Below are 7,753 nucleotides of genomic sequence, written 5' to 3'. Positions count from 1 at the left end.
CCGGCGAGGGGATCAGTTCCTCCGCGTCCAGCAGCCCGACGCCTTCGTGCCCGCGCAGGTGCGGGTTCCAGTGGAAGTTCGGTGGCAGCGGGTGCTGCAAGGGGATGCTTGCCCCGGCCACGACCGGGACGTCCTCGCGGCCTGCCAGGGCCAGCAGCCGCCGCGCGATCCGGGCGCGCAGGGCGGCGTCGCCGTGGACGGTGGTGATACCCTCGACTTTGATCTCCGGCGAGGACAGCGACAGGGTCAGCGCCATCGCATCGTCGACGTCTGTGCCGATGTCGGTATCCAGAATGATGCGTTTCATAGTCTCGCGTTAGCCTTTCACCGCGCCGAAGGTCAGGCCGCGCACGATGTAGCGCTGCGCGAAGAACAGCAGCAGCAGCGCCGGGATGCTGGCGAGCACCGCGCCTGCCGTCATCACGGCCCAGCGGGTCTGGAACGCGGCCTGCATCGAGGCCAGCGCGACGGGGGTCGTCTTGGACACCTTCGACGACGTGAGCGTGACGGCAAACAGAAATTCGTTCCAGGTCGCCAAAAAGCTCAGAATCGCCACGGTCGCCAGCGCGGGCAGCGCCAGCGGCAGGTAAATGCGCGGCAGCAGCGAGGCGCGCGTGCAGCCGTCCACCAGGGCGGCGTCTTCCAGCTCTGTGGGGACTTCCTGGAAAAATACGGACAGCAGCCACACCGCCAGCGGCAGGTTGAAGGCCGTATAGGTGATGATCAGGGCGATGCGGTTGTCAAACAGGTGGACGCGCGTTGCCAGGATGAACAGCGGCACCGACAGCACGATGCCGGGCAGCATGCGCAGCATCATGAGCGTGATCAGCAGCGCGCGGCGTCCGGGAAACTTCAGGCGGCCAAAGGCATAGCCCGCCAGCGCGCCCAGCACCAGGATCAACAGCGTGCTGGTCAGCGACACGACGACCGAGTTGGTCAGCCCGTAGGGGATATCCGACACCGGCTGCTGCCCGGCGGGGAGCAGCGACAGCGCCTCGGCGTAGTTATCCCAGACGAAGTTTTGTGGCAGAAAGGTGGGCGGCCAGCGGAAGATCTCAAGCTGCGTCTTGAACGAGCTGAGCAGAATCCAGACGAACGGAAACAAGTCTATGAACGCGATGGCGCACAACAGCAAGTAGAACAGCGTTTGCTGGACGACTTTGCCGATCGACGTCAGCGCGGTGTTTTGCGGAATGGTCTGGCTGGTAGCAGTCATAATACTGTTTTTCCTGTGCACTTGAGTCGGGCGCGCAGCATATGCGGCAGCGGGCGGGTGGGGCGAGAAACAGGGCGATCGTGACGCTGGCCCCGCCGTCTAGAACAGCCGCGTCTCGGAGTGCACGATCTTGAGGAACACACCCCCGATAACCATGCCGATGACGCTGATAATGATGGCGAGCGCGGCGGCTGAGCCAAAATTCCCCTCACCGAATGCAATGCGATAGAGCAGAATACCCAGCACTTCCGTCGAGCGTTCGGGTCCGCCGCCGGTCAGTACGTACACCACGTCGAAGGCGCGGAAAACCTCCGTGCTGCGCAGCATCAGCACCATCGCGGTAGACGAGCCGAGCAGCGGAAACGTGATGTGGATGAAGCGCGCCCATGCCCCGGCACCGTCCACTTCGGCGGCTTCCTGAACTTCCTGCGGGATCTGCTGCAGGCCCGCCAGCAGAATCAGCGAGACGAACGGCACGTACATCCAACTGTCTACCATCACGAGCACGGGCAGCCCGTAGGTGGGGTCGGAGAGCAGCGCGGGCGCTTCGATGCCCAGCCGGAACAGGATGTAATTCACCACACCGAAATTGCCCGACAGCAAATAGCGCCACTGAATACCGACGATGATCGGCGCCAGGACCATGGGCAGAATGAAAATGGTGCGGAAGATGCGCCGCCCCCGGAACTGTTTGTTGAGCAGCAGCGCCAGCCCCAGCCCCAGGAGGTATTCGACAATCAGCGCGAAGACCATCAGCTCCAGGCTGACCTTCAGCGAGTTCACGAACCGGTCGGATCCCACCAGATTCGTAAAATTGGTGAGGCCGACGTAGGGCTTGGGGGCATCGAACGGCGTGGACCAGTCCCATTGGCGGAGCGCGATATTGATGTTGAACAGAATGGGGTAGATCATGACGGCGCCGACGACCAGCAGGGCCGGGCCAACAAAGGAATAGCCCAACAGCGCCTCGCTGTGTTTGGTCGCCCATTCGCGGAAGGACCGCGAACGCGACGCGCCGAAAGTGCTTTCTGCCGCCTGATCAGATCCGTGGGCAGGTGCGTAATGATTTGTGGGCATTGAACAGCTTACCCGATCTGTGCTAGTCATTCTTTGAGTAAACGCGGTTGGGGCGGGCCGCTGCGCGCGACGTCCTCGGGCGGACAGGGCGCAGCGTCCCGCAGGTGGGGCGCTAAGGGAGAACCGTCCTGGCCTAGCTCTCCATCAGCGACATGATCTCTTCTTGTGCCTGGTCAAGCGCCTCTTTCGGCGAGGCCGACTGCGTGATGGCGCTGTTCAGCGCGAACGACAGGCGCAGCCACGCTTCGTTGAGGCTCTTCCACTTGGGCTGAGGAGTCGCCCACTTCAGTTCTTCAACCCAGGCATCGATGAACGGGTTCAGTTCGGCCACGTCCGGGTTGGACGGGTCCATGACGGACATGCGGGCGCACAGGCCTTCGGTCTTGAACATATCGAGCTGGTGTTCTTCGGACAGAACGAGGTTGATGTACTCTTTTGCGGCATCCTGATTGCCGGAATCGGACGGGATCGCCATCACCCAGTGGTCGATGTTCACGCCCTGGGTCACGCCCTTCGGCACCGGGGCCACGGCGAACTGATCGACGACCAGCGACTGCTCGGGGTCGTTCGCCATGCCCACCATGTACTGCCAGTTGACCGCCGTCGCGCCGCGTCCCTGGATGAACATGTTATGCACGTCTTCGTAGATCATTTCCGACGTTTCCGGCGGGGCGACCTTGTGGACGTGGATCAGGTCAACAAAGAATTGGAGGGCATCGACATTCGCGTCCATATTCATGGTCGGCATGTTGTCGGCATCGACGATGCTGCCGCCCGCCTGATAGAACCAACCCACCAGCTTGACGGCGGGTTGCACGGCCTTGGCGCTGCCTTCGAGCAGGGCGCCCCAAACCTTCGGGCGGCTGCTGGATGCTTCGAGCGTGCACGCCTTGGCGACTTCGACGAACTCGTCCCAGGTGGTCGGGACTTCCATCCCGGCTTCTTCCAGAAGATCGGTGCGGTAGAAGTTCGCGGGCAGCGAGGACAGCGTCGGCACGGCCTTAAGTTCGCCCTCGATGCTGCGGCAGTGCTCGATACCTGCCGGGGGCAGGTCGGCGGTCAGCGCGTCCGTGTACATGTCTTCGAGATTGAGCATGTAGTTGGTCGCGGAGTAGAGGATCGCGTTGGTGATGGGGAAGACATCGTATTTGCCGGTGCCCGCCAGCAGCTCGGTCATCATCTTCGGTTGAAGCTCGCTGAAGGGGCATTCCGTGATTTCGAGCTTGATGCCGGTCTTTTCCGTAAACGCTTCACCGGCCCGGCGATAGACTTCGGTCTGGGGGCTGGAGTGCGACAGCATCCGCAGCGTCGTGGACTGGGCCCTGTTGATATTAAAGAGGGGACGCCCCACCGGAACGAAGCTGTTGACGGCGACCCCGGTTGCGCTGGCTCCGAGCAGTTTGAGCAGGCTGCGACGATTGAGTTTAATATCTTTCTCTGACATGTTTTCCTCCGTACAAGCATTTAGTAAATTACGGGCGTGGCGACTGCCCGGGTAGGGCCGTCACGAAATGACAAAACTAATTCGACTTGATTGCGCCTCCTCATCCGGCAGATCCGCGTACAGTGCTCGCTCTGGCAGTCTATGTGGTTTCGCGGAACACCAATTCAAACGGTAGTTCAAGATTGCGCCCGTGTTTGGGCGCGGTTCCATTCAGGCGTTCGAACAGCATCGTGGCGGCGCGTTCACCGAGAAGCTGGGGGAAATGCTCCACGGTCGATAACTGGGGCGAAATAAGCTGCGCCGCGAGAATGTTGTCGAAGCCCATCACGGCCACGTCTACCGGCACGCGCAGCCCCGCGTCCTTGATGGCCCGCAGTGCCCCAATCGCCAGCAGGTCGTTGGCACCGAATACGGCTGTGGGGCGGTTATCCAGCTCCAGCAGCCCCTTCATCTTGGTATACCCGTCTTCGACCGTGAACTCGCCGCCCACGATGAGCGCCTCATCCAGTGGAATATCGTTCTCCATCAGCGCCTGGCGGTAACCGCGAATACGGAAGTCGCGCGGGGTGGCGGCGCTGCCGCCCAACATGGCGATCCGGCGGTGTCCCTGCTCGATCAGGTACGTCACGACCGCCGACGCCGCCCGGATGTTATCGACGTAAATGGTGTCCAGCGGCAGATCGCGGTAATCGACGTATCCCAGTTCCGACTTGACGACTGCGATGCCCTGGTTCAGCAGCGGTTGGAAATCAGCGGCGGTCAGGTGAACGAAGAAGCCGATCAGCCCATCGACGTGCGAATACTGCACGGACCGGATGAGCTTGTGCTCTTTGGCGGCGGACAGATCGGAGTTGTAGACGACCAGATCGTAGTCGTGAGCTTCGGCGACGTCCTGGATGCCGCGCACTGCCGGGTAAAAGAACGGATTGGTGATTTCCGGGATGATGCAGGCGATCGTGTGCGTTTCGTTGGTGCGCAGGGTGCGCGCCGCGCGGTTGGGGATGTAGCCCAGCGAGTCCATTGCGGCCACCACCCGCTGCCGTGTTTCTTCGGGGATGTTGACCGGCCTGTTGTTCAGGATGTAAGAAACTGTTGTTTGTGACACTCCGGCCAACCGGGCTACGTCGGCCTGCGTCGGTTTCCGTTTTTGCATAGGTCTAAATCACCGCGCTAAAAGTTATCCAAAACAGTATTGATCTTGTGGATACGTATCAGTGTTACGTATCACTACAATACGACGAATCGCATTAGCCGTCAAGTAAGGTGTTCAATTTGTTTCCGTAGGGCCGGACTTACATGGGCGGAAACGAAGCGCGCGATTCAACCGCGCGCTTCTCGTGCCGGTGGGGCGACAGGCAGTACCACTCTGTTTTTAGACGATTTCCAGCCCCGACGCGGTTTCGCGCAGAGGCACGAAATAGGGGCGCTCGTCAGGAAACGGATTGGGGCGATGGTAGGCCAGGAAGAGACCGCCGTCGAAGGTTCGGAACACCATGCAGTGCCCCCCATCGCCCGCGTACAGCGGATCGGGCACCTGCTCCCAGGGGCCGAGAATGCCGCCGGAAACGGACCGCGCGATCCCGACGGTATAACCGCCTGCGCTGAAGCTGGACCACAACATGATCAGTTCGCCGCTTGCCAGCCGGTGCAGCCAAGGTCCGTCGGTTACATAGCCTCTCCGGCCCTTCGAGTTGACTTCCTGCGCCCAGGGCGCTTCGGAGGCGCGGAACAGCAGGTGCGGCTGTCCTACCGGAGACGCCAGATCGTCGCTGAGGCGCAGCGCGCAGATTTCCCCATCCCCGACCTGCACCCACTCGTGGCAGAACACGATCCAGGGGTGATCTTCGGCGTCCACAAACAGCGTACCGTCCAGGCATTCCCAGTCACGTGGGGTCACCGGCCCGTCACTGACCGGCAAGAAGGGGCCTTGTGGCGCGGCGGCTGCCAGAATCTGCGTTCCCCGGCGCGCATCCTCAGCCTTGAAGCTGGCGAACATGTAGTAGCACCCGCGAAAAGCGTGTACTTCGGGGGCCCAGAAATTGCGATCGGCCCAGAAATCCGCCGGAGGCCGGAAGGCGGGGAATGGCCCTTCCCAGGTTTCCAGATCGGCGCCGGTGTAGCAGTCGATGCCGGACGCAGAATTCGTCCAGGCTTCGGCCCCGGTCGTGCCGTACAGGTAGTACTGCTGCTCCGCCACCACCGGCAGCACGAACGGATCGCGGATGTGAATGTCCATATTTTTCAACATAGGGCGCTCCCAAAAACGTGTGGCGGGTAACAGGGTAAGAGTCGTGACGTCGCGCGGCGCACTCCCGACTAGTGTCGCAGATCCTGTGCCAGCGCGCGACCCCGGTGCAGGTGCGATACGGTTACGCGGGTCTCCATTTTGGCTTCATTGGGAAGTCGAATGCCGGATAGGAATGGTTGATTGTATCTTAAGACAGATCTATCATAGCTCGTGTCAGTGTGGGTAGGTAGTCTTTCTATTTCATTCGCATGAAGGAGAGATCGACCGTGGAGCATTTTCGGGACAAGGTGGCTGTGATTACCGGTGCTTCAAGCGGCATCGGCTTTGCGATCGCGGAGCGGTGCGCGCGTGAGGGCATGATTGTTGTGCTGTCGGGCATCAATTACGACAACCTCATGTACGCCGCGCAAGCCCTTGAACCAACAGGCGCCACCACGTACTGCATTCAGGCCGATGTCTCGAAGGAAGCGGACATCAATGCCCTGGCAGAAGCAACGCTGGATGCGTTTGGCAGCGTCGATCTGCTGGTCAACAGCGCAGGCGTTGCCGCGGGGGGCAGCGTTTGGGAAAGCTCACTGGCCGACTGGGAATGGGTGATCGACGTGAACCTGTGGGGCATGCTCTACCCCCTGCATACCTTCGTGCCGATCATGCTGGCGCAGAATACGGAATCGCACATCGTCAACATTTGCTCGACCGCCGGGTTGGTGCCCTATCACCCGCTGGCGCCGTATCAGGTTACCAAGCACGCGGTCCTGGCGCTGTCGGAGAATCTCTACCATTCGTTTGCGCAGCGCAAAGTCAAGACGGGGGTGACGGTGGTGTGCCCCGGCTTCGTCAAGACGCGCATCGCAGATGCGGAGCGCAACCGCCCGCCCGAGCTGCAAAATCTGCCGGATGAGACCTTCGCGCTGCCGGATACGATGGTGGCGAACTTCCACAAGGCTGTTGACGGAGGAATGCCGCCCGAAGAGGTTGCGGAGGCTACGTTCCGGGCCATCCAAAACCGCCAGTTTTACGTGCTCACGCACCCCGAATATGGCGCTGAAGTACAGAAGCGCATGGAAGCGATTTTGCGGCAGGCGTAAGCTCGGATATCGACTTTGAGCTCCGCTCTGCTCGACTCATGCGGGATGCAGTGGTTTAACCTTCTGCATCCCGCACGCGCTGCAACTGTAAGTGGGCAGCGGCGCGGCAAAGCGCCTTCCCCTTATGCTCCCTATAAAGCGAGAATCTTGCTTAGCAGCGCCCGATCAGGCGTCGGGCCGGTAGCGCACGAGATGCTGCAAGTAGCCGCCGTCCGCGTAGAGCGTCGCCCCCGTGATGTAGCTCGATGCCGGAGACGCCAGGAACAGCGCCGGGCCGATCATCTCGCGCGTTTGGCCTACCCGCCCAGCGGGGATCCATTCCGCGAACTTGTCGCGCCCGATTTCGTCCAGCACCTCGCGGTTGATGTCCGTCTCGATCGCGCCCGGCGCGAGGTTGTTGACGCGGATCCCGTCCGGGGCCAGCTCCACGGCGGCGGTCTTGGTGAACATCGCCAGCGCGGCCTTCGTCATGGAGTAGGCCGCATTGTGCGGGTAGGGCATCGTGTCGTGGATCGACGTCACGTTGATGATCGACGCGCCGCCCGATTGCCGCAGCAGCGGCAGCAGCCGTGTGGTCAGCTCGACCGGGGCGCGCGCGTTGACGCGCCAGATCAGGTCCAGCGTGAACAGGTCGAGCTGGTCCAGCGGCATGATCACTTCCAGCCCGGCGTTGTTGACCA

At 61.5% G+C, this 7,753-nt stretch carries 8 protein-coding genes; 1 reads left to right on the top strand and 7 read right to left on the bottom strand.

The annotated features are described in order from the left end of the window. The 6 genes from V7116_RS19595 to V7116_RS19570 all read right to left on the bottom strand — a co-directional run. Positions 1-307 (bottom strand): nucleoside hydrolase (locus V7116_RS19595; RefSeq protein WP_324393659.1); only part of this gene is annotated, 307 nt, incomplete at its 3' end. A gap of 9 nt (positions 308-316) precedes the next feature. Beyond that, a complete protein-coding gene (locus tag V7116_RS19590; RefSeq protein WP_324393658.1) occupies positions 317-1,216 on the bottom strand; it encodes a carbohydrate ABC transporter permease in 900 nt (299 codons plus the stop codon). Between the two features lie 99 nt (positions 1,217-1,315). Beyond that, positions 1,316-2,293, bottom strand: a complete 978-nt coding sequence (locus V7116_RS19585; protein ID WP_324393657.1) for a carbohydrate ABC transporter permease — start codon at positions 2,291-2,293, stop codon at positions 1,316-1,318. A 133-nt stretch (positions 2,294-2,426) separates the two neighbouring features. After that, entirely contained in the window at positions 2,427-3,737 is a 1,311-nt protein-coding gene (locus V7116_RS19580; protein ID WP_324393656.1) for an ABC transporter substrate-binding protein, read from the bottom strand. Between the two features lie 139 nt (positions 3,738-3,876). Next, positions 3,877-4,890: a LacI family DNA-binding transcriptional regulator gene (locus V7116_RS19575; RefSeq protein ID WP_324393655.1), complete on the bottom strand. Its 1,014-nt coding sequence runs from the start codon at positions 4,888-4,890 to the stop codon at positions 3,877-3,879. Positions 4,891-5,109: 219 nt separating this feature from the next. Further along, positions 5,110-5,985 carry a glycoside hydrolase family 43 protein gene (locus V7116_RS19570; protein WP_324393654.1) on the bottom strand — a complete coding sequence of 292 codons (876 nt, stop codon included), beginning with the start codon at positions 5,983-5,985 and terminating at the stop codon, positions 5,110-5,112. A 266-nt stretch (positions 5,986-6,251) separates the two neighbouring features. On the opposite strand from V7116_RS19570, the gene V7116_RS19565 reads away from it, so the two are divergent. Further along, positions 6,252-7,073 (top strand): SDR family NAD(P)-dependent oxidoreductase, encoded by an 822-nt coding sequence (locus tag V7116_RS19565; protein WP_324393653.1) that lies wholly within the window; start codon positions 6,252-6,254, stop codon positions 7,071-7,073. Positions 7,074-7,238: 165 nt separating this feature from the next. On the opposite strand, the gene V7116_RS19560 is transcribed toward V7116_RS19565, so the two are convergent. Continuing rightward, positions 7,239-7,753: SDR family NAD(P)-dependent oxidoreductase (locus tag V7116_RS19560; protein WP_324393652.1), on the bottom strand; the 515-nt coding region annotated here is incomplete at its 5' end.

The organism is Aggregatilinea sp. (assembly GCF_036822615.1).
In the GTDB taxonomy this organism is placed as follows: Bacteria; Chloroflexota; Anaerolineae; order Aggregatilineales; family Aggregatilineaceae; genus Aggregatilinea.
The sequence above is the reverse complement of the archived record's forward strand: the minus strand, read 5'-3'. Positions and strand labels throughout refer to the sequence as shown.